Source organism: Roseateles sp. (assembly GCF_036486225.1).
Lineage (GTDB): Bacteria > Pseudomonadota > Gammaproteobacteria > Burkholderiales > Burkholderiaceae_C > Roseateles.
Window position 1 is genome coordinate 1 of sequence record NZ_DASVNZ010000297.1, and the last position, 20,577, is coordinate 20,577.

Below are 20,577 nucleotides of genomic sequence, written 5' to 3' on the forward strand. Positions count from 1 at the left end.
GGCGCGCAGCGCCAGTCCGAGATCGCGCGGCTGCTGCGCCAGCACGCGTTGCTCGGCGCGCTGACGCGCGCGCTCGCCCGCCGATCCGGCGCGCAGCGGCAAGCGCTCCACGACCTCGTCGTCCTGACGAGGCGTGAAGGGCGTCGCCGACGCGACGGACGCGACACTGGCGAGGCACGCGAGCGCGAGGGCTCGCGCGGCCTTCAAGTCACCGGCACCGGTTCGTCGGTCTCGCTGGCGGGCGGCGTCGTCACGTTGCCGGCCGTCAGCGGCTCCGCGGTCTCGCTGCTCGACTGCGCCGTCGTCAGCGTGAACTGCGTGTAGGCCGTGGAGGAGCCGAGCGCGCTGTCGGGCACCGATGCCGGCGTCGCATCGCCAGGGACGCTGCCGCCGTCGTCTCCGCCGCCGCCGAAGCAGCCCGCCAGGATCACGGCGGCGCCGATCGCGGTCAACGCGAACGCCGGACGACTGAGGCGCACGGCCCTCGAAGAGGATTCACTCATGATGGGCTCCTCGTTCATTGCGTACCGCCGATGGGCGTGTACAGGTAGGGGAAGCCGGGCAGCAGCGGCACGACGGCCTGGTCGACCGCGTCATGCAGCTTGAAGGCCGTGGCGCCCAGCGGCACCGCGGACGGCTTGCACGCCGCGCCGAAGGCCAGCGCGTCGGTGTCGCCGTTGGCCACGCACAGGCCGCCCATCACCGCCACCAGCGAGATGTCGACGACGTCGTCCTTGGGTCGACGGCCGTTCGGATAACCGGCGTTGTCGCTGCCCTTGGCCAGCAGGTTGCCGACGATGCCCAGCCGGTTCTGCTGCGCGAAGGGCACGGCCGCGATGGACGTGTTCAGGCGCAGTTCTTCCGACGCGACCACGTTGGCCGGCTGGTTCACGCCCTTGATGCCGGTGAGGAAGGTGGTGACCAGGTCATTGCGCGGCAGGTTGGTCGGCGCGGAGCCCGGCAGGTTGAGCACCGTGGCCAGCAGCGCCGGCAGCGTCGGGTTGGTGACGTAGGCGGCGAACTGCGCATCGTCCTTGGGCTTGGAGCTGTTGAAGCGGTCCTTGTCGGGCAGGCCGATGACGACCTCGTTGACCAGCGGCATGCCCAGGCGCGAGACCTGGACCCAGGCGCCGCCGGCCTTGTCGGCGGTCTGGTGGCCGGCCTTGGGTGCGGGATCGAGGATGCGGGCCTGGCGCATGCTGGCGGAGGTCCAGCCGCCGATCACGGGCTCGGTGCCGGAGACCAGGCAGCTCTTGTGCACCTCGAGCGCGAGCGTGGTGACGTTCTTCCCCTCCAGCGTGTTGGGCGCGGCGTTGATCTGGGCCGGATCGGTGATCAGCCCGACCGGCGCGTTCACGAGATCGAAGATCGTGCCCAGGTTCACCGCGAACGGGTCCTTGCGCTGGCCGACGAAGACCTTGGCCGGCTGGTTGCAGCCGGGGATGTTGACCGTGTAGATGTGCTTGGCCGCATAGGCCGCGTAATCGGCGATGGTCTTCTTGCCGATGTTGTCGACGGGCTTGTCGAAGGAGGTGCCGCCGCCGGGGTTGCTGATCGCGGCGCGCGTGCCGGAGCGGCGGTCGCCGCGCACGATGTCCACGGTGTAGCTCTCGTTGAGGTTGAGCGACGCGGCCTTCACGTCGGACACGGGGCCGGACTGGATCAGCGGGATGGGCACGCTCTTGTCGCCGATGGTCAGCGCGGTGGCCTTGAGCGTGTTCTTGAAGCGGAACTGGAAGGTGATGTCTTCCTTGGCGTCGCCGTTGTTGTCGACGTGGATCTCGTAGAGCGCGTTCGGGTCCAGCGAGAAGTAGTTGGGGCCGCCGTACGGATCCTGCAGCGGCAGGTAGTTGGCGATGAGGGTGACGTAGTCGGTGCGGCCGGCCTCGTAGCTCATGAACATGTAGAAGTCGGTCGCATCCGCCTTGGGCACGGTGGTGATGAACGGCGCCTCGCGATGGCTGGAGGCGAAGGCCAGGCCGGCGCACAGCGCGCTCGCGGCGAACAGCCCGGCGCGCAGGGTCGTCGCCGAAGGGGCGAACGGGAATCGGGTCATGGAGTGCTCCTCGTTGTGGAGGGAACGATGTGGTGGAGGCGGGCGCGGAGGTGCCGCCCGAGTCCCTTTACGCGGCCGGCAGCGCGTTGGATGCGTCTGTCTCGACCGTGTCGCGGGTTGGAGGTCCACCGCTGCAACCGCTATGGCAAGGGCGCGCCCCGCATGCCCGATCCGGTGTCAGCGTTGCAAGGGACAGCCGGGGCAGGAATCCGATGAATCCAAAGTCCGCGCCCTTGCGTACGCGCGGCGCGCGAGCTAGCGCCTTCGCGCCCTCGCCCCTTTGATCCCACCCAGGATCAGATCGATCCCCGCGAGGAAGTCGCCGCGGTCGTCGTGATCCCGCAGCTGGTTCGCGACCGAGCGCGTGAACGGGTAGTCGCGTTCGTCGAGCGCGGACCATGCGTCGGCCACCTCGCCCAGGAAGTCCTCCCGGTCGAGCTCGCGCGTCTGCGCGGAGAGCCGGTTCGCGGCGTTCTGTCCGCCGACGCCGAGGATGTAGTGCAGCAGCGCCGAGGTCGCGGACCACTGCCCCGCCGCCGGCGCGCCGAGCGCCCGCACCTGCTGTCCGATGCACTCGAACAGGCGCACTGTGGGCAGCGCGCCGGCCGATTGGAACAGCGCCGAGCCGATCCAGGGATGCTCGTCCATCGCATCGAACATGCCGAGCGCGAGCGCGCGGATCGTCTCCTCCGGCGTCTGCGCGTCGGCATGCGCGTCCACGTGCGCGGCCATCACGCCGGCGATCACCGCGTCGCACGCAGCGACGAGCAGGTCGCCCTTGTTCGCGACGTGCCAGTAGATCGCGCCCGGCCCGGTCGCGAGCCGCTCCGACAGCGCTCGGAACGTGAGCCCGCCCTCCCCGGCGCTGTCGAGCAGCGCGATCGCCGTCTCGACGATGCGATCCCGCGAAAGCGAATCCTCCCGCCGCTGGGGCGGACTTGTCTTCTTGACCATGCCCCGATCTTGACACAACTGGAACGGCGCTCCATCATCATGGAACGTCATTCCATGCATCGACCCTTCTTCCCGTCCGGGCGATGTCACCACCTTGAAGGATTCACCATGACACGCACGATCGCCATCGTCGGCGCCGGCCTCGGCGGGCTGATGCTCGCCCGGGTACTCCATGTCCACGGCATCGCCTCGACCGTCTACGAGGCGGAGTCTTCGCCCACCGCGCGCACGCAAGGCGGCATGCTCGACATCCACGATGACAGCGGCCAGGTCGCATTGAAGGCGGCGCGCCTGCACGACGCGTTCGTCCGGCTCATCCATCCCGGCGGCCAGGCCTCCCGCGTGCTCGACAGCAGCGGCAAGGTGCTGCTCGACCACCCCGACGACGGCCACGGCGGAAGGCCCGAAGTGCGCCGCGGAGAACTCCGCCGCCTGTTGCTGGACGCACTGCCTGAGGGCACGGTGCAATGGGGCCGCAAGCTGGCGTCGGTCGCCGCGCTCGGCGCAGGTCGGCACGTCCTGAGCTTCACCGACGGGTCGAGCGTGACGACGGATCTGCTCGTCGGCGCCGATGGCGCCTGGTCGAAAGTCCGCCCGCTGCTCTCCGACGCGAAGCCGGCATACATCGGCACCACCTTCGTGGAGACCTACCTGCCCGATGCGGATGTCCGCCACCCCGCGAACGCCGACGCCGTCGGCGGCGGTGCCTTCTTCGCGATGGCGCCGGGCAAAGGCATCTTTGCGCACCGAGAGCCGGACGGCGTGCTGCACACCTATGTCGCGGTGCGCAAGCCGATGGCGTGGGTGAGCGGGATCGAGGCCGCCACACCAGCCGCCGCGCTGCAACTCGTGGCTTCCGAGTTCGAAGGCTGGGCGCCGGCGCTCACCGCGCTCATCACCGATGGCGAGACGGATCCCGTGTTGCGCCCGCTGCATGCCCTGCCGTCGGACCATCGATGGGATCGCGTCCCCGGCGTGACGCTGCTCGGCGACGCGGCGCATCTGATGGCCCCGGCGGGCGACGGCGCGAATCTCGCGATGGTCGACGGCGCCGAGCTCGGCGAAGCGATCGCGGCGCATCCCGAGGATCTGGAGGCCGCGCTCGCAGTCTATGAGCAGACGCTCTTCCCTCGCAGCGCCGAGGCGGCGACGGGATCCGCCGAGGTGCTCGACGCGTGCCTCGGCGAGGAGGCGCCGCACAGCCTGGTGAGGTTCCTCGACCAGGCACAGGGTCTGACCGCGAACACCGCACCGTATCCTACGATCCCTGTCCTGCCCACCCCACCATCACCATGAAGCTCCCCTGGACCGCGCCCACTGCGAAGGACATCGTCGACGAAGTCGGCGCCCTCAGCCACGATCAGCGATTCCCCCGGATGATGGCGTTTGGCCGGCAGTCGACCCAGAGCCGTGGACTGGCGCAAGCGCTGCAGACATTGGCCGGCTCGGAGGTCCACTACGAGCGGATGCTGGCCCTGATGGCGGCGTCGGGGTCGCGGATGGCAAGCGTCGTGGCCAGCCTCCTGGGCGATCCTTCCCAACCCCTGGCCCTGCGCGCCGCGCGACTCGCTGCCCGGATGGTTCCTGACGATGTGTTGACCGAGCGGATGCCCGAACTGGCGCCGCTCTGTCGCCAGACCCTGGCCTGGCGGCTCTGGAAGGCGGGTCGGGCACACGTCAACGATGCGGTCCACGCCCGGCTGTCGCAGGCGGACCGTTCGCGTCTCCTGCCCTGGACCAGTGACGCCTTCATCGCGGCCAGACTCGGCACGGACGAACTCGCCTCACTCGACCCGTCGCGGTGGGCGACGCTGGCCCAGCGGCTGCCGGGGCTAGTCCGGGATGCGCTGGTTCGCGAACTCGAGGAAGCGGAGCCGGTCTCCTACGTACTCCGCCTGAGAGTCGTGGCAGCCCTGCATGGCCTGCTGCGCCAGGATCGCGACGCCGGACTGACGCTGCTCGCGGCCGCCGCCGGCCGGATGCCGATCGCGACGCTCCCCATGGGCCGCTACGCCGCGCACTTCCCGCGCGCCGTAGCCGGCATCCTGCTGGATCGCGCGGGCACGGCGCGTGTCGGTTTGTCGGTCCATGTGCTGAAAGGGCTGGCGCCCGAGACCTTGTGCGCGCTGCACGTGGCGGACGCGCAGCCGAACCTGCAGGCCGTATTCCCTCGGCTGACCCCGGCACAGCGCGCGGCGCTCTACGACCTCGCCGGTGAAGCCTGGCGAGCGACCAGCGGAGCCCTGCCCATCGTGCTGGTGCGCGCCTTGCCACAGGAGACGCGGTGGGCCGAAGCACGCCGTGCCTTCTCGGCACGCCTCCTCGAGACCGAGCCGATGACGCGCGTCGCCTATCTCGGCTGTCTGCCGTTCGCAGAGGCATCGCAACTGGCGCGGCCGTTCCTGTCGCAGCCCGATGGCGAACTGCGCGCGCAGGCGGTCGCTTCGGTGGTCCATACCGCCCGCTACGAATCCGCGAGCCTGGACGCCGTGCTCGACTTCTGCATGGCGCGTGACAACGAGCAGGATCCGGTACGCCTCGCGATGTTCACGGCACTCGCGGCCTTGCCGGTCTCGCGCTGGGAGGCCGGACATCTGCCCCGCTTCACTGCGCTGATCGACGCGGCGCTTCGCGCGCGTGACTGCTCGTCCATGACGATGTCGGCGGCGGTGCAGTGGCTGATGGGGGTCATCGTCACCCACCCCGACTTCGTCGCGAACACCCTGCCCCGCCTGGTCGAGCGCCTGGGAGGCATCGGCCGGATCGGCGCAGCCCACTGGGAATCGCGCATGAGCGATCGGGAGATGCGGCGGATTGCGTCTCCGCTGATGCCGATGCTCGGGACCTGGGTCCGGCGCAACCAGGGGAACGTCGCCGTCCGGATGATTCTTGCGTTCGGTCGCCGGGCGCGGGCGGTCGAGGCCTTCACCGATCTCCTGTTCGCGCAGGCCCGGGACGGCCTGGCCCATGACGCCCGATCGGCGCTCGAGGCCCTGACGCACATCGGGCCTCCGAAGCGAATGGACGAATGGATCCCGCCTTTGCTTGATCGAGAGCCCGGCTGGATCACGGTCGGTACCGTGGCGCAGTACCTGCACAGGAGGCGTCAAGACCTGCTGACACCGTTCTTGACCGCTCGCCAGTTCAGCGGCCGCTTCTCCTCAGCCCAGGCGGCCTTCCTGCCGCTTTTCGACAGCGGCTTCGAGCGTTGGACCGCGGCCCAGCAGCAGCGCTATGGCGACTCGCTGCTCGCGATCCTGACCAGTTCCAGGCGGAACGCCTGGGAACTCTATGGCGCTCTCCAACGCTACGTCGCCATGCCGTCGCTCGCTTTGGATCCGGTCATCCGGATGGCGCGCCTGGACTTCCCGGATGCGGCCCTGCGCGACAAGGCGCTGGAAGCCCTCGGGCGCGCAGATGCCGGACGCGGCGTGCCCACGCTGGTCTCCGCGCTCGACGACGCGCGCGCCCGCGTCGCGATCTACGCCCTGCGGCAATCGGTGGTCGCGATGCCGGCTGCGCAGGCCCTCCGGCTGATCGGCCAGGTGCCGCGGAACAAGGTCACTGTGGCCAAGGAAATCGTGCGGCTTGTCGGCGACCTGCACAGCGACGAGGCCTACAAGTTCCTGGCAACTTTCGACGAGGACGAGTCACTGCACCCGGACGTGCGGATCGCGCTGCTGCGCGCGTGGTGGAACTTCCTTGACCGGCCCGAGACCTGGCTGCGCCTTCGCGCTGCGGCGCTCGACGGCCCTCCGGCGCTGGCACGTTCCACGATTCGCGTGCCCCAGCTCGGATTGACGCCCGAAGGCCAGCATGCCTGGGGCCAGCACATGGCCCTGCTGTTGCAACATGCCGACGCGCTCATCCGCAAGGAGACCCTCGAGCGTCTCGTCCAGATGCCGCCGGCGAGCGGGGCGCCGTCCTTGCGTGATGCCCTGGTCAGGCTGCTTGACGACGTCGACCCCGCGCCCGTTCAACTCGTCGCGCAGGTCCTGCTCGCAACGTACGGTCGGACTGCCGGCCAGGCGTTGGCTGCTGATTTCGCCGCTGTGAACCGGCCGCATTCGCTCGCGGCCATCGTCGCTGCCTACCGCCATCTCCGGCGCGATGGCACAACGGAACTGACCCACTCCGCAGCCCCGCTTGTGAACGCACTGATCGACCGACGCTGGCACGTGGGTCAGGCCGTCCAGCTGGCGCTGACCGTCCTGGCACCGGATCGCGGCCTGGAGCTGCTTCGTCGCTTGCAGGTCAAGAGCTTGCTGCACCCGGGCGTCGTCACCAACGCGGTCACTTCGATGGCGCAGTGGGCGCTTGGCCGAAGCGTGCCGGACCTTGCCACGCTGGAGGGAACGCTGGGCGCTGAGGCGTCTGCAGCCCTTCGCGTCATTGGTTTGGGGCTGTTGTGTGAACTGGCCGCGAAAGGGGGCTGGACGTCCGAGGCGCGTCGGCGGCTGGAGACGTATCGCGGAGATCCGGATCAGTGGGTCTCCGATGCGGCAGATCTCGTGCGTGTTCCGAGCGAGGTATCGCCGCATCCGTAAGGGAAGGCAACCAAGTTCGCATGTCGGAATCAGTTTGCGCGTCGCGCCTCACCGCTTCCGACCTTCGCGGCCATAACCCGGCGGGTTTTCACCTCACCTGACCGGAGCCGCCCTTGCCCCATTTCCGCCCCTCCCTCTTCGCCACCACCTCGCTGGTCCTCGCGCTGTCCGCCGCCCTGCCCCTGGCACACGCCGAAGGTCGGCAAAGCCCGATCGACATCCACACGGCCACGACCGTCGGTGCGCCGCTGCCGAAGATCACCCGCGCGTACCAGACCGCCACGGTGTCGGTGGTCAACACCTTCAATCCCACCGCGAATCCCTTCGTTCCTGAAGAGTTCGCCACGCTGCGCGTCAACGTGCCGGCGGGCTCCTCGATCAGCGTCAACGGCACGATCTACGACCTGGCGCAGTTCCATTTCCATACGCCGTCGGAGCACAAGCTGAATGGCAAGGCCGCGCCGATGGAGATCCACTTCGTCCACGTCAAGCGTGGCGCCTGCCTGGGCGACAACGACGCCCTGCTGGTGATTGGCGCGCTGGTCAAGGCCGGCGCCGAACACCATGAGCTGCAGAAGATCTTCAGGCACGCGCTGCCGGAGGATTCGAACGCGGCGCCGCTGACCATCCCCGGTTTCCATCTGGCCAACGTGCTGCCGCACGGCACGCATTCGTGGCGTTACGACGGCTCGTTGACCGCGCCGTCCGCCGTGGGGTGCAACAACCCGGCCGGTTCGGTGGCGGACCAGCTCAGCACCGATGTCTTCCCGGAGAACGTGTCCTGGGTGCTGCTGGAAGAACCCGTCATCATGTCGACGTCGCAGATCCGCCATTTCCGCGCGCTGTATGAGGCGGCGGGCAACTCGCGCGCGGTCCAGCCCCTGAACGGCCGCACCGTCTATCGCGATCAGACCACGCACTACTGAAGCCTGAAGCGGCGCGACAAGGCGCGCGCCGCTCCAGTCTCGATCACCGCGCCAGCCCCGCGGCGGCGATGAACCGTTCGAGCGTCTCCACCCGCTTGACATCGCCGGCCGCCGCAGCGTCTTCGCGGATCTTGCGGATGACCGGCTGCGCCTCTTCCTCGACCTGCAGCACGAGGAACACGAAGGCCCACAGCCACAGCCGACCGAGTCCGTCCAGCAGTTGCTGGTGGCCATGCAGCAGCGTCTTGCGGACCCGGGCCACGAGCGCCCGATCGGCGCTGAGGTCGATGAACTTCTGGCGCTTGGACATGATCCCGGGCATGTGGGCGAACGAACGCGCATACCGCAGGAAGCTCACCCCCGATTGGAAGCTGGCCAAGGTCGGTTCCGGCTCGGCCGGCAGGCGCGCGAGCGCGTCCCCGCCGAAGAGGAAGACCGCCAGGTGGAACGGTAGGCTGCAGACGGGATAACCGCGCGACATGAGGTCTCCCAGGCCGTCATAGGCACGGAGCAGCAGCGCGAAGTCCTCCTCCGTTTTCACCGGCGGGCAGTGGTCCAGCCGGAGCAGGTGATGGAAGAACGCGACGTGTTCGTCCTCATCGAGGAACTTCCCCGCCTTGCCGATCAGGGGCGAGATCAGGTGGTGGTTGTCCGGCCAGAACCCGCCCTGCTCGCCGCGTTGAAGCGCGTCGGCTTCGTCGGCGACGAAGTCCAGGAGCAGCCGGCGCTGAGGGGTGTCAGGAAAGGTGTTGGAAAGGATGTCGGGAGAGTTGGTCATCCAGGAGCTCCTTGCGTCTGCGACAGTTCGTCCGACACGGCGTTCCGCCACGTCTTCGGCGATTTTCCCGTGGCGCGTTTGAAAGCATGGCTGAAGGCGCTCTCGGACGTGTACCCGAGCGAGCGCGCCAGCACCGCCACCGGCGTGTCTTCCTCCCGCAGCGCACGCTCCGCGAGGCGCATCCGCCAGTCCGAGAGATAGCTCAGCGGCGCGACGCCCGCGGCCTCCTTGAAGCGCACGGCGAAGGTGGTGCGCGACATCGCGCAGGCGCTCGCCAGCTCCTCCAGATGCCAGCTGCGCGCCGGCTCGCCGTGCATCAGTCGCAGCGCCGGCGCGATGCGCGGGTCCGCCAGCGCGCGCAGCCAGCCGGCCGGCATCGGGCCGGAGGACTCCAGGTGCGCGCGCAGGATCTGGATGAACAGCAGCTGCGACAGCTGCTCCGACACCAGCTGCGTGCCGGGCAGCGGGTCGGCCCGCTCCTCGACGAGCTGGTTCAGCACCCAGCGGAACACCGCCGCCCGCGGCGAGGCCGCCCGGATGTGGATCCACGGCGGCAGGACGCCCTCGAGCAGCCGACCGCTGGCCGGGTCGAGCAAGACATGACCCCCGAGGTGCGCGAAGTCCTTGCCGTCTCCCAGCGTGGCCGTGGAGCGGCCCGCGCCGGAGAAGAGCCCCATCGCGTCCACCGGCTCGAGGTCCGGCGCGCTGGCCAGCACCGACGCCCGCTTCGCCGCCAGCAGTCCCACGTCGCCGGTCTCGAACAGGACCGCCTCGGGTTCGCCGTCGATGCGCACCCAGCACTGCCCCTTCACGACGGCGAAGAACTTGATCTTGTCCGGCGCCGGGAAGCGGATCGCCCACGCGCCGCCGGCCTGGAAGCCGCCGGTGACCAGCGACGCGGCGCGCGCGAACTTGAGGATGTCGGAAAACGGGTCGGCCTGCATTTCCGAACTATCGCGCATGTGATGCGTACGCTCAAGCATTCACAGTTCGAGTCCCGCCTTCTATCGTTCCGCTCACGCTGCTTCGCCGAAACGGGAACTTCGCCGAGGCCGCATCCCGTGGACGACAGAAAGAGCATGAAAGACATGAGCAACTCGAACGACCTGGTCCTGGTGACCGGCGGCACCGGCTTCATCGCGCAGCACTGCATCCTGGCGCTGCTCGCGGCCGGCTATCGCGTGCGCACCACGCTGCGCACCGCGAAGCGCGAGGCGGAGGTCCTCACCCATCTGCGCGTGGGCGGCGCCGAGCCCGGCGATCGCCTGTCCTTCGTCGTCGCCGACCTGTCGGCCGACGCCGGCTGGGCCCAGGCCGCGGCGGGATGCCGCTACGTGCTGCACGGCGCCTCGCCGACGCCGTCGGGTGCGCAGACCACCGAGGACGACTGGATCCGCCCCGCGGTGGACGGCAACCTGCGCGTGCTGCGCGCGGCGCGGGATGCCGGCGTGAAACGGGTGGTACTGACCTCCGCCTTCGGCGCGATCAGTGCCGGTCACGGTCCGATGTCGCGTCCCTTCGACGAGACCGACTGGAGCGACCTGTCAGGCAAGTCCGGCGAGGTCTGGCCGTACCAGAAGTCCAAGACCCTCGCGGAGCGCGCCGCGTGGGACTTCATCGCGAAGGAGGGCCGCGGGCTCGAGTTGTCCGCGATCAATCCGGTGGCGGTGTTCGGACCGGCACTGGGGCCCGACACCTCCCATTCCATCGGCATCATCAAGCGGATGATGGACGGCCAGCCCGGCTGCCCGAAGATCAACACCTGCGTCGTCGACGTCCGCGACGTCGCCGATCTGCACTTGCGCGCGATGACGAATCCGGCCGCCAACGGCGAGCGTTTCCTCGCCACCGCCGGCGACAGCCTGTGGATGGTCGACATCGCCAAGGTGCTCAAGCGTCAGTTGGGCGCCGCCGCGCACCGCGTGAAGACACGCGTGCTGCCGAACTGGTTCGTGAAGCTGGTCGGGCGCGGCACGCCCGCGGGTCGCAGCGTCGCCTCGCTGCTCGGCCGCAACCTGAACGCCTCCGGCAACAAGGCCCGACGCCTGCTCGGCTGGCGGCCGCGTTCGAACGAGGAAGCGATCGTCGCGACCGCAGAAAGCCTCGTCCGATTGAAGATGCTGCGCGACTGACCCTACGCGGCTCCGGTTTGGGAGGCACCGCTAGGCGCAAACCGGAGCCATGGCAGCGCTATGGCGAGGATTTGCAACGACGCGGGGCGCCCAAGGCGGAGTCGCGTTTACTCGACGGTGATGCTGCGTTCCTTGATCAGCGTCGCCATGCGCTTGAGCTCGGCATCGACGAACTTCTCGGACTCTTTCACGCCGCCGTGGAAGGCGTCGCCGCCGAGCTCCGCGATCCGCGCCTTGACCTCGGGCGAGGCCAGCGCCTGCCGGACGGCCTTGGACAGACGCTCGATGACCGGCGCCGGCGTGTCCGCCGGCGCGAACAGCCCGTTCCACTCGTACATCTCGAAGCCGGGCAGACCGGCCTCCGCGCCGGTCGGCACATCCGGCAGCGCGACGGAGCGCTTCTTCCCGCTGACCGCCAGCGGACGCAGCTTGCCCTGCTTCACGTACTGCAGCGTCGAAGCGACGTTGCCGAAGAACACCGGCACCTGGCCGCCGATGACGTCGGTCAGCGCGGGACCGCCGCCCTTGTAGGGCACGTGCATCATCTCGACCTTCGCGGCCTGCTCGAACAGCACGCCGGCGATGTGCTGCGCCGAGCCGTTGCCCGACGAGGCGAACGCCACCGCGTCCGTCTTCGCCTTGGCCGCGGCGATCAGCTCGGCGGCGTTCTTCGCCGGGAACTGCGCGTTCACCAGCACGACGTTGGGGAACAGCGCCGTCACCGCGACCGTCTTGAAGGCCTTGCCGTGCTTGTAGGGCGAGTTGGGGAACAGCGTCGGCGTGACCGCGTACGAGGACGCGTCGAACAGCAGCGTGTAGCCGTCGGCCGGCGCGCGCGACACGGCGCCGGCGGCGATCTGGCCGCTGCCGCCCGGGCGGTTCTCGATGATGACGGTCTGGCCGAGCGCCTCGCCCACCTTGGGCGCGATCAGCCGCGCGATCAGGTCCGCGCCGCCGCCGGGCGGGTAGCTCACCATGAAGGTCACCGGCTTGGTCGGCCAGGCTTGCGCCGAGGCGGCGCCGGAGAAGCTGGTCAGGGCGGCCAGGGCCAGCGCCGTCAGCACGGCATGGCGTCGTTGGATCATCGTGGGTCTCCAGGGAAGGAAGATCAGCGCGTCTCGGCGCTGTAGTGGAAAGCGGTGGCGTCGCCCCAGGTGGTGCGCAGCTCGATGCACTGGCCGCCGAGGTCGAAGGCCTTGCGGTCGACGCGGATCCCGGGCGCGCCCTCGGGCAGGTCCAGCAGGGCCGCGGTCGCGGCGTCCAGATGGCCGAAGGTCAGCTCATCGGCGGCGCGCGCGACCGTCACGCCGCACAGGCGCGCCAGCATCGGATAGAGCAGGTCCTCCCAGTCGCTCGGCGCGAGTTCGCGCAACGCGGCGAAGCGCTCCATGGGCAGCAGGATGTCCTCGGCGAGCACCGGCTTGCCGTCGAGCAGCCGCACCCGCTTGACGCGCAGCGCGCCGTCGCCGCTCTGCTGGCCGAGCGCCTGGGCCTCCGCCGCGCGCAGGCGCACGGTCTGGCAGCGCCGGACCTGCGCCGTGGGCGGCCCGTCCGCCGGGCCGCGGAAGCGGAAGAAGCGCAGCAGCGACGGGCCGTTCAGCCCTTGCGTGACGAAGGTGCCCTTGCCGTGCACGCGCTGGACGATGCCCTCCGCCGCCAGCATGGCGACGGCCTGCCGGACCGTGCCGAGCGCCACGCCGAAGCGCTGCGCCAGGTCGGTCTCCGACGGAATGGCGGCGCCGGCGGACCATTCCCCGCCGACGATGCGCTGGCGGAGGTCCTGCGCCAACTGCGCATAACGGCTGACACCGGCGGTCGAGGCGAGCCCCGCGTCCGCGGGCCCTGAGGCGCTGGCCATGCTGGAAGTTCCCAAAGCTGTTTTCCTATAGTCCTCTATAGGACTAGAATTCACGCCATGATGCCGACGCCCCTCCCCGCCGTCAAGCCCACCGAGCCGCACGCCGGCAGCCAGACCGCCGACCCCGCAGGGCGGCGCGAGCTCACTGCGGCGCCCCTCACGGGCATCGTCGATACGCACTTCCACGCGTTTGCGCTGACGACCGCCGGCGCGCCCGGCTCGCGCTACGTGCCGGCGTACGCGGCGCCCATCGAATCCTGGGAAGCGGCGGTCGCGCCGCACGGCATCTCTCACGGCGTGCTGGTGCAGCCGAGCTTCCTCGGCACGGACAACAGCCACCTGCTGCAGGTGCTCGCGAACCGGCCCGCGCAGCTGCGGGGCGTGGCCGTCATCGGGGCCGATTTCGCGGTGAGCGATCTTCGCCGGATGGACGCACTGGGCGTCTGCGGCATCCGCCTCAACCTGGTCGGCACGGACCACCGGATCGGCGAGGAACTCCATCCGCTGTTCGATCAGCTGGAAGCGCTGTCCTGGCACCTGCAGATCCACACGGACCACGGGCGTCTCGCGGAGGTGCTGCGCCAGCTCCCTGAATCGCTGACGGTCGTCGTGGACCACTTCGGCAAACCGGCGGTGCCAAGCGAAGTCAGTGGCTTGGTGGCGGGGCAGCACGACCGCCTCTACGTGAAGCTGAGCGCGCCCTATCGTCTGGCCGCAGGATGCGGCGCCGAAGACCTCGCCGCCCGCTGGCTCGATCGCGTGGGTCCGATGCGCCTGGTGTGGGGCAGCGACTGGCCGTGCACGGCGCATGAGCCGGCGCAGACCACGTCCGTCTCGCCGGCGTGGCTCGCGCAGTGGCTGGCCTCGGACACGATGACCGAGGTCGTGCTCACCGACAACGCGCTGAGCCTCTACGGATTCTGAGCGCGTCGACATCGTCGTCCGCTACACTTTGCCCCGCAGTGCCTTGCGCGCTGCCGTAGGCGTTACCGTCATCCAACGCGTCCTTTGTCGAGAGGAGCCCAGCGGGGCAGTTCTCGATGAATCACGACGCCGTTTTCGATGACCGCTGGTATCGCCTGCCCGGGCTCTCTCACGCCCGGGCGTCCTTCTGCCGGTCTGGTTTGCGGCTTCACAGCAACTCATTCCTCCAGAAGGACTTTCCATGAAACTCACCGGCAACACCCTCCTCGTGACGGGCGGCACCGGCGGCATCGGCCGCGCGCTGGCCGAGGCGCTGCATGACCGCGGCAATCGCGTCATCGTCACCGGCCGACGGCAAGAGCTGCTCGACGAGATGAGCGCCGCGCGACCCGGCCTCGTCGGCCTGGCACTCGATGTCGACGATCCGGCATCTCTCGCGCGACTGAAGTCGACGCTGCAGGCGCAGTTCCCCGATCTCAACGTCGTGATCGCCAACGCCGGCATTTCCCGCACCGAGGACATGACCTGCGACGACTGGACCGCGGACGACGCCGAGGCCATCGTGCAGACCAACATCCTCGGCGTGGTGCGCGTCGCGGCCGCGGTGCTGCCGCTGCTCAAGGGCAAGGCGGACGCAGCTTTCCTCGCGACGAGCTCGGCGCTGGCCTTCGTGCCGCGCGCGGACTTCCCGACCTACTGCGCGAGCAAGGCCTTCCTGCACTCGTGGCTGCAGTCGCTGAGGCATCAGATGCGCCACGCGCCGATCGAAGTGCTGGAACTCTCGCCGCCGTACGTGCAGACGACGCTCACCGGTGCGCAGCAGGCGAGCGATCCGCGCGCGATGCCTTTGACCGACTACGTCGCCGAGGTCCTGCAGCTGCTGGAAGAAGGACGCACGCCGCGCGGCGAGGTGCTGCTCGACCGCGATCTCCCGCGCCGATGGGCAGAGCGGGACGGCAGGTACGAGACGCTCTTCGCGGCGATGAATCCGGGCTGAAGCGTGGGCTGAGGCAAGGTCAGCCCGGCGCGTGGCAGACCGCCTCGATGTTGTGCCCGTCCGGGTCGATGACGAAGGCCGCGTAGTAGTTCGCGTGGTACTTCGGGCGGAGCCCGGGCGGGCCGTTGTCCGTGCCGCCGGCCGCCAGCGCGGCGCGGTGGAACGCGTCGACCTGCGCGCGCGTCCGAGCGACGAAGGCGATGTGGAGCGGCGCGGTGCGTTCACCGGTCTCGAACAGGCACAGCGAGGCGTCGTTGCTGCCGCAGATCTCGATGCCGTAGGACGGCACGCCCTCCCCGCCGATCGTCACGCCGAGCGGTTCGAGGGCCTGCAGATAGAACGCCTTGCTCGCGGCATAGTCGCGGACGCCGAATTTGACGTGGTCGAACATGGACTCTCCTGAAGGGGACGGTCCATCATCGCGCGATCCTCCGGATGAGCCTTCCGGGCCATTCCCTGGACGGGCGACTCAGGGTTACCCTCGCGGCGACATGTCATCAATCCGTCATGAATCTCCGATAGGCGTCGCCGGTGTGGATCCCGGCGTGCTGTCCTGGTGGCGCGCCCTGCGCGCGATCGCCGCGCTGAACGTCTGCCTGTGGCTGGCGGTGCTGCAGTTCGCGCCGGCCAGCGGCGTCTACGCGCCGCTGCAGCTGGCGCTGTCCGGCGTCTACGTGCTGGTCTGCGCCTACCGCTCGCTGTTCCCCCGGGTGGACCTCGAGCGGCTGGTGGTCGTGGACACCCACCTCTCCAGCATCTTCCTGGGCCGCACCGCGGCCACGATCGCGGAGATCTGCTTCGCGTTCCAGCTCGGGCTGCTGGTCCACCAGCTGGCCGCGCACGCCGGCATGCCGGCCGTCCAGAAGGCGGCGTGGGCGATCCCGCTGTTCATGGTGATCGCGCAGTGCTTCTGCTGGCACAGCGTGCTGACGCTGAACCACATCACCCAGGCGGTCGAGTCCTCGCTCTGGGCAGCGGGTTTCAGCTGGATGGCGATCCTGCTCGGCGTGATCGCGCTGAACAGCAGCGGCTGGGTCCACGCGGTGGCGCTGGTCGGCATCGTGGGCTCGACGGGTTTCGTCGCCTACGTGCTCAGCGTCGACGTGCCGATGTATTGCCGCCGCTACCGCGAGGGCCGCGCGCGCGGGCTGGTCTACATGCGCCTGGACGAAGGCGCGCGCGACGCCTGGAGCCGCCGCGTGCACAGCGGAAGCTGGGTGGCGTGGAAGGCTGATGCGCTGTGGCTGACGCCGTATTTCAGCTTCGGGGTGTGGGCGAGCATCGCGATGGTGTGCGTGCCGGGGACCTGAGCCACCGCGTCACGGCGAACGCGTGATTCGACCGGAGAGGGCGTCTCCCGCGGGAGGGTCCGGTGCCAGCAACTTGTCTTGTTCACTGGGAAGAGGCACGACTGCATCGAGCTCCGTTTCGGGGCGAGTGTCGCGGATGAATAGCGCTTGGTCTTGCGTCGAATAGACTCCGCCGCATTCCCATCCTTCGACATGCGCGCCGATGACCCGGTTTCAAACGGACAGCCATCCTCTTCTACGGGCAGCCGGGGTCGTCTTCGTCCTGGTCGGTGCCGGCGTCGGTTTCTTTCTTGGCGCGTTTAAGAGCAAGCATCTCTTCGCCGCGAAACAATGAACGACCCCGTTTTTCCTCAAGCACGCACCGAAACCGACGTGCGCATCGACCTCGCCGCCGCCTATCGCCTGGCCGCGCTGGCGGGCTGGGACGACACGATCTACACACACCTCTCCGCGGCCGTTCCGGGCGAGCCCGGGGTCTATCTGATGAATGAATTCGGCCTCGGGTTCGACGAGGTCTGCGCCTCCAGCCTGGTGAAGGTCGACGTGCGCGGGCGCGTCGTCGACGGCACCGGCCGGCGCGTGAATCCCAGCGGCTTCGCGATCCACGGCGCGGTGCATGCCGCCAGGCCCGATGTCGAATGCGTGATCCACCTGCACGCGCCCTGGGGCGTCGCGCTGTCGATGCTCCCCGGAGGTCTGCAGCCGACTTCGCAATGGGCGATGCGCCTGCACGGCCGGCTCGGCCGCCATACCTACGAAGGCCTGGCGCTGGGCGCCGATGAACAGGCCCGTCTGGTCGCCAAGCTCGGCACGCTCGACGGGCTGATCCTCGAGAACCACGGCACGCTGACCGTCGGCCGTTCCGTCGCCGAGGCCTATCTGCTGATGCACATCCTCGAGCGCGCCGCACAAGCGCAGCTGCGCGCGATGGCCGCATCGGCCGCGACCGGCGGCCGCGTGCTGCAGGTCAGCGATGAACTCGCCGCCCTCACCCACCGTCAATGGATCGGCGACGGCACCGAACGCGACGGCGACGCCGAATGGCCGGCGCTGCTGCGTCGTGTGGACCGGCTCTCGCCGGGCTTCCGCAACTGAATTCCCATCACTCCAAGGAGCACCTCATGCCCACCCTCCGCGTCGAACTCTTCGAAGGCCGGACCCCGCAACAGAAGGCCGACCTGGCCAAGGAACTCACCGAGGCCTGCGTGCGCGTGCTCGGCGGCAGCGCCGACGGCGTCGATGTCGTGTTCTTCGACATCAAGCGCCAGGACTGGGCGACCGGCGGCGTGCTGTGGAGTGAGAAGGGGAAGTGAAAACGTGCGCGACGCGGCAATGTATCACCGTCATCTGACGACAACTCGGGACAGCCACGGACAAGCGTGGACAAGTCTTGGCACGAGCGTCACGGCCACGCGCCTCAAGATGGCAGTTGAGAAATGGAAGGTCGACTGATGCCCAGTTTGCCAGCTCCGACAGCAACGGGGGCAGCAGCCTCGACAGCGAGCGCTCCTGCATCAGCGACCTCAACGCCTGCGCTGCCTTTGCCAGCGCCTTCGAGCGCGGCGAGGGGTTCGTCTCAACCGTCTTCGCAGGCGATCACCGTTCAGTTGCTTCCGCCGAAAAGGGACGAGTCATTGAGCGACTACGCCCTGGCGTGGAGCACTCCTCTCATCGCTGCCGTCGCGGCCCTCATCACGTTGCGCCAATGGGCCACGGCGCGCCAAGCGCATCGGCTGTCAATGTTCGACCGGCGATGGTCTGTCTACAAGGGCACGAAGCACTTTGTGGCCGAACCCGTCATCCGGGGCAGCATCAGCGATGAAATGCTCCGCTCGTTTTTGGTGGCTACCGAAGGGGCGGAGTGGCTTTTCGACAAAGCCATGGGCAGGTTTCTGCGGAAGGACCTCTACGAAAATGGGCTCAAGCTCCAACAGCTGACCACACTGACAGCGGGCAAGGTCTATGCGACGGACGATGAACGCCAACAAGAACGGGACGAGGTAGCGAGATTGAAGAGCTGGTTCAACGATCAACTGAATGGCTTGGACGACCGCTTTCGGCCATTCATGCACGTCAAGCACTAGTCTTAGCGATCAATCCCGAAGCGCCCCGAACGAAGTCCTGCACCTGCACCGCGTCACGATAGGGCTCAGCGAAGTACGCCCGCCCGAAGTTCTCCAGCTCGCGCCGCGTCCAGCTCTTGCGCGGCTCGGCGGTGCGACACACGAGATCCAGCCGGCCGCGCTCCGGCATCGGTTGCCCCCAGTAGTCGTCCCCGAGCTGAGCCGGCTCAGCGACCCTGGCCAAGGCACCCTCTGAATGCGTGCCCATCGCCTACAGCGCCACCGGCCGAGGTAGCCTGATGGTGATCAGCTTGGCCTGCGTCACAGGCTCTCCTGCCCGAGCGTCGCGCGCTGGGCGTCCACGTCCGCGGGCTTGGCCCGCAGTTCGGCCGCCTCGACGTCAAGTCGCTGCCGGCGCTGGCGGTCGAGTTCCGCCTGAGCTTCGGTCCGGACGTGGTGACGTTTGGCGCACCTCACTCCGGCTCGATGCCCGCCGCCTTGATGATCTGCCCCCACTTGCGGGTCTCGGCCTCCTGGAACAGGCGCAGCTCGTCCGGCGTGCTGGCCCAGGCGTCCACGCCGGCGCCTTCGAAGAAGGTCTTCGCCGGCACGCTGCGCAGCGCTGCCGTCAGCAGCTCGCGCAGCCGCTGCACCACCGTCGCGGGCGTGCCCGCCGGCACGTAGGCCGCGAACCAGTAGCTCATGTCGTAGCCCTTGACGCCGGCCTCGTCGATCGTCGGCACCTCGGGCAGCAGCGGCGAACGCTTCGTCATCGAGAATCCCAGCGCCCTCACCTTCCCCGCCTTGATCTGCGGCAGGCCAGTCGCCGTGTCGGTGATCATGAAATCGACCTGTCCACCGATGAGGTCGGTCAGCGCTGGCGGGTTGCTCTTGTACGGCACGTGCAGCAACTGAGTGTGGGACAGCTGCTGGAACTGCTCGCCCGCCACACGGCTCGACGCGCTGCCGCTGCCGAAGCTCACCTTGCCCGGCTCGCGCTTCGCACGCGCGATCACGTCCGCCACGGACTTGTAGGGGCCATCCGCCTTCACCACCATCACCTGGCCGCCCTTGCCCAGCCCGGTCACCGGCGCGAAGTCCTTCACCGGGTCGTAGGGCAGCTTGCGGTACAGGTGCGGATTGGCGGCCTGCGTCGTGTTCGTCGTGATCAGCACCGTGTAGCCGTCCGGCGCGGCGCGCGCACCTTGCTGCGCAGCAAGCATGCCGCTCGCTCCGGCCTTGTTGTCGACGACGACCGGCAGCTTGGTCTGCTCCGTGATCGCCTGACCCAAGGCCCGTGCCAGCTGGTCCGTCGCGCTCGCCGCGGCGAACGGGACCAGGAAGGTGATGGGCCGGCTCGGATACGCGGCCGCGCCAGGCGCCTGGGCCAGAGCTTGACCCGGCGCTGACAGGGCGAAGGCGGCGGCGCTCGCGGCGCCCACGACGCTTGCAGCGGACAACAAGGCCTGTCGGCGGCGGATCGGCTTCGGGAAGGTCATCGGGTCGTCTCCATCGTGTCGTTGTGATCGGGGATCGGTCGCCGGAGCAGCGGCAGCAGATGCTCCGGTACCTCCAGGGGCATCGCCAGCACGACGAAGGACAAGGCCTTGCCGTGGCTGTCGAGGTTCAGCGCATCGTTGACGCCGCCGTCGAGGACGTCGTCCAGCACGAAGTTCATCGCGTGCAGACGCGGCAGCAGATGGCGCGTCACGCGGGTCGGACCGCGGGCAGCGAACTGGCGGGCCACGGCCTCTTCGGTGAGCTGATCGACCAGCAGCGGATACAGCGCCGGGTCCCAGGCGATCACGCTGATGTTGGAGCGATTGCCCTTGTCGCCGGTGCGGCCGTGGGCGGCCAGGCGGAGTTCGACGCGGCGGTTCATGGCAGCGTCACCGTCGCGGTCGCGAGCTCTCGCGGGAACAGGCAGGACCGCAGGCCCAGCCGTGGACGGACGTTCGTCCTCACGCCGCCGCCCCCCGCCGGGCCGCAGGTGTACAGCGCCGTGACCTCGCGCGTCAGCCGCTCCGCGCCC

General features: G+C 69.0%; 21 protein-coding genes and 1 pseudogene. 10 read left to right on the forward strand and 12 right to left on the reverse strand.

The features are described from left to right. The 4 genes and pseudogenes from VF536_RS19540 to VF536_RS19555 form a co-directional block, all read right to left on the reverse strand. A pseudogene (locus tag VF536_RS19540) lies at positions 1 to 207 on the reverse strand (hypothetical protein); the annotation flags it as partial. Beyond that, the gene (locus VF536_RS19545) at positions 204 to 503 is read right to left on the reverse strand and encodes a hypothetical protein (RefSeq protein WP_331616542.1); all 300 of its coding nucleotides are present in this window, start codon (positions 501 to 503) and stop codon (positions 204 to 206) included. The gene VF536_RS19545 and the pseudogene VF536_RS19540, both read right to left, overlap by 4 nt. A 14-nt stretch (positions 504 to 517) precedes the next feature. Continuing rightward, a complete protein-coding gene (locus VF536_RS19550) occupies positions 518 to 2,056 on the reverse strand; it encodes a DUF4331 domain-containing protein (RefSeq protein ID WP_331616543.1) in 1,539 nt (512 codons plus the stop codon). A gap of 255 nt (positions 2,057 to 2,311) precedes the next feature. Continuing rightward, positions 2,312 to 3,103, reverse strand: a complete 792-nt coding sequence (locus tag VF536_RS19555) for a TetR/AcrR family transcriptional regulator (RefSeq protein ID WP_331616544.1) — start codon at positions 3,101 to 3,103, stop codon at positions 2,312 to 2,314. Between the two features lie 15 nt (positions 3,104 to 3,118). Between VF536_RS19555 and VF536_RS19560 the strand changes: the two genes are divergently transcribed. The 3 genes from VF536_RS19560 (at position 3,119) to VF536_RS19570 (ending at position 8,483) form a co-directional block, all read left to right on the forward strand. Further along, positions 3,119 to 4,306 carry an NAD(P)/FAD-dependent oxidoreductase gene (locus VF536_RS19560; RefSeq protein WP_331616545.1) on the forward strand — a complete coding sequence of 396 codons (1,188 nt, stop codon included), beginning with the start codon at positions 3,119 to 3,121 and terminating at the stop codon, positions 4,304 to 4,306. After that, positions 4,303 to 7,557 carry a hypothetical protein gene (locus tag VF536_RS19565; RefSeq protein WP_331616546.1) on the forward strand — a complete coding sequence of 1,085 codons (3,255 nt, stop codon included), beginning with the start codon at positions 4,303 to 4,305 and terminating at the stop codon, positions 7,555 to 7,557. Before VF536_RS19560 ends, VF536_RS19565 begins: the two co-directional genes overlap by 4 nt. 113 nt (positions 7,558 to 7,670) lie before the next feature. Then, positions 7,671 to 8,483, forward strand: a complete 813-nt coding sequence (locus VF536_RS19570; RefSeq protein WP_331616547.1) for a carbonic anhydrase family protein — start codon at positions 7,671 to 7,673, stop codon at positions 8,481 to 8,483. 43 nt (positions 8,484 to 8,526) lie between these two features. On the opposite strand, the gene VF536_RS19575 is transcribed toward VF536_RS19570, so the two are convergent. Next, positions 8,527 to 9,261: a hypothetical protein gene (locus VF536_RS19575; protein ID WP_331616548.1), complete on the reverse strand. Its 735-nt coding sequence runs from the start codon at positions 9,259 to 9,261 to the stop codon at positions 8,527 to 8,529. Next, positions 9,258 to 10,244 carry an AraC family transcriptional regulator gene (locus VF536_RS19580; protein ID WP_414710414.1) on the reverse strand — a complete coding sequence of 329 codons (987 nt, stop codon included), beginning with the start codon at positions 10,242 to 10,244 and terminating at the stop codon, positions 9,258 to 9,260. Before VF536_RS19580 ends, VF536_RS19575 begins: the two co-directional genes overlap by 4 nt. A 105-nt stretch (positions 10,245 to 10,349) precedes the next feature. On the opposite strand from VF536_RS19580, the gene VF536_RS19585 reads away from it, so the two are divergent. Beyond that, complete coding sequence (locus VF536_RS19585) at positions 10,350 to 11,393, forward strand: SDR family oxidoreductase (RefSeq protein ID WP_414710415.1); 1,044 nt, start codon at positions 10,350 to 10,352, stop codon at positions 11,391 to 11,393. Positions 11,394 to 11,500: 107 nt separating this feature from the next. Here the strand turns inward: VF536_RS19585 and VF536_RS19590 are convergent, their stop codons facing one another. After that, positions 11,501 to 12,478, reverse strand: a complete 978-nt coding sequence (locus VF536_RS19590; RefSeq protein ID WP_331616550.1) for a tripartite tricarboxylate transporter substrate binding protein — start codon at positions 12,476 to 12,478, stop codon at positions 11,501 to 11,503. A 23-nt stretch (positions 12,479 to 12,501) separates the two neighbouring features. Beyond that, positions 12,502 to 13,251 (reverse strand): GntR family transcriptional regulator, encoded by a 750-nt coding sequence (locus tag VF536_RS19595; protein ID WP_331616552.1) that lies wholly within the window; start codon positions 13,249 to 13,251, stop codon positions 12,502 to 12,504. Positions 13,252 to 13,308: 57 nt separating this feature from the next. Between VF536_RS19595 and VF536_RS19600 the strand changes: the two genes are divergently transcribed. Then, positions 13,309 to 14,175, forward strand: coding sequence for an amidohydrolase family protein (locus VF536_RS19600; protein WP_331616553.1), 867 nt, complete (start codon positions 13,309 to 13,311; stop codon positions 14,173 to 14,175). Between the two features lie 241 nt (positions 14,176 to 14,416). After that, complete coding sequence (locus VF536_RS19605) at positions 14,417 to 15,172, forward strand: SDR family oxidoreductase (RefSeq protein ID WP_331616554.1); 756 nt, start codon at positions 14,417 to 14,419, stop codon at positions 15,170 to 15,172. Between the two features lie 19 nt (positions 15,173 to 15,191). Here VF536_RS19605 and VF536_RS19610 read toward each other — a convergent pair whose 3' ends face one another. Beyond that, positions 15,192 to 15,563, reverse strand: coding sequence for a VOC family protein (locus VF536_RS19610; RefSeq protein WP_331616555.1), 372 nt, complete (start codon positions 15,561 to 15,563; stop codon positions 15,192 to 15,194). A 100-nt stretch (positions 15,564 to 15,663) separates the two neighbouring features. On the opposite strand from VF536_RS19610, the gene VF536_RS19615 reads away from it, so the two are divergent. The 4 genes from VF536_RS19615 to VF536_RS19630 all read left to right on the forward strand — a co-directional run bounded on the left by VF536_RS19615 (position 15,664) and on the right by VF536_RS19630 (position 18,566). After that, positions 15,664 to 16,482 (forward strand): hypothetical protein, encoded by an 819-nt coding sequence (locus VF536_RS19615; RefSeq protein WP_331616556.1) that lies wholly within the window; start codon positions 15,664 to 15,666, stop codon positions 16,480 to 16,482. Positions 16,483 to 16,812: 330 nt separating this feature from the next. Next, complete coding sequence (locus tag VF536_RS19620; RefSeq protein ID WP_331616557.1) at positions 16,813 to 17,577, forward strand: class II aldolase/adducin family protein; 765 nt, start codon at positions 16,813 to 16,815, stop codon at positions 17,575 to 17,577. A 26-nt stretch (positions 17,578 to 17,603) separates the two neighbouring features. Continuing rightward, entirely contained in the window at positions 17,604 to 17,795 is a 192-nt protein-coding gene (locus VF536_RS19625) for a 4-oxalocrotonate tautomerase (protein ID WP_088404427.1), read from the forward strand. 321 nt (positions 17,796 to 18,116) lie between these two features. Next, positions 18,117 to 18,566: a hypothetical protein gene (locus VF536_RS19630; RefSeq protein ID WP_331616558.1), complete on the forward strand. Its 450-nt coding sequence runs from the start codon at positions 18,117 to 18,119 to the stop codon at positions 18,564 to 18,566. A gap of 300 nt (positions 18,567 to 18,866) precedes the next feature. Here the strand turns inward: VF536_RS19630 and VF536_RS19635 are convergent, their stop codons facing one another. Genes VF536_RS19635 through VF536_RS19645 form a run of 3 tightly spaced genes read right to left on the reverse strand, consistent with a single transcriptional unit; the run spans position 18,867 to position 20,427 of the window. Next, positions 18,867 to 19,022: a hypothetical protein gene (locus tag VF536_RS19635; protein ID WP_331616559.1), complete on the reverse strand. Its 156-nt coding sequence runs from the start codon at positions 19,020 to 19,022 to the stop codon at positions 18,867 to 18,869. Beyond that, on the reverse strand, positions 19,019 to 20,044 hold the full coding sequence (locus VF536_RS19640) for a tripartite tricarboxylate transporter substrate binding protein (RefSeq protein ID WP_331616560.1): 1,026 nt from the start codon (positions 20,042 to 20,044) through the stop codon (positions 19,019 to 19,021). Before VF536_RS19640 ends, VF536_RS19635 begins: the two co-directional genes overlap by 4 nt. Beyond that, positions 20,041 to 20,427: an AtuA-related protein gene (locus tag VF536_RS19645; protein WP_331616561.1), complete on the reverse strand. Its 387-nt coding sequence runs from the start codon at positions 20,425 to 20,427 to the stop codon at positions 20,041 to 20,043. The genes VF536_RS19640 and VF536_RS19645 overlap by 4 nt, the downstream gene beginning before the upstream one ends. Positions 20,428 to 20,577 lie beyond the last annotated feature (150 nt).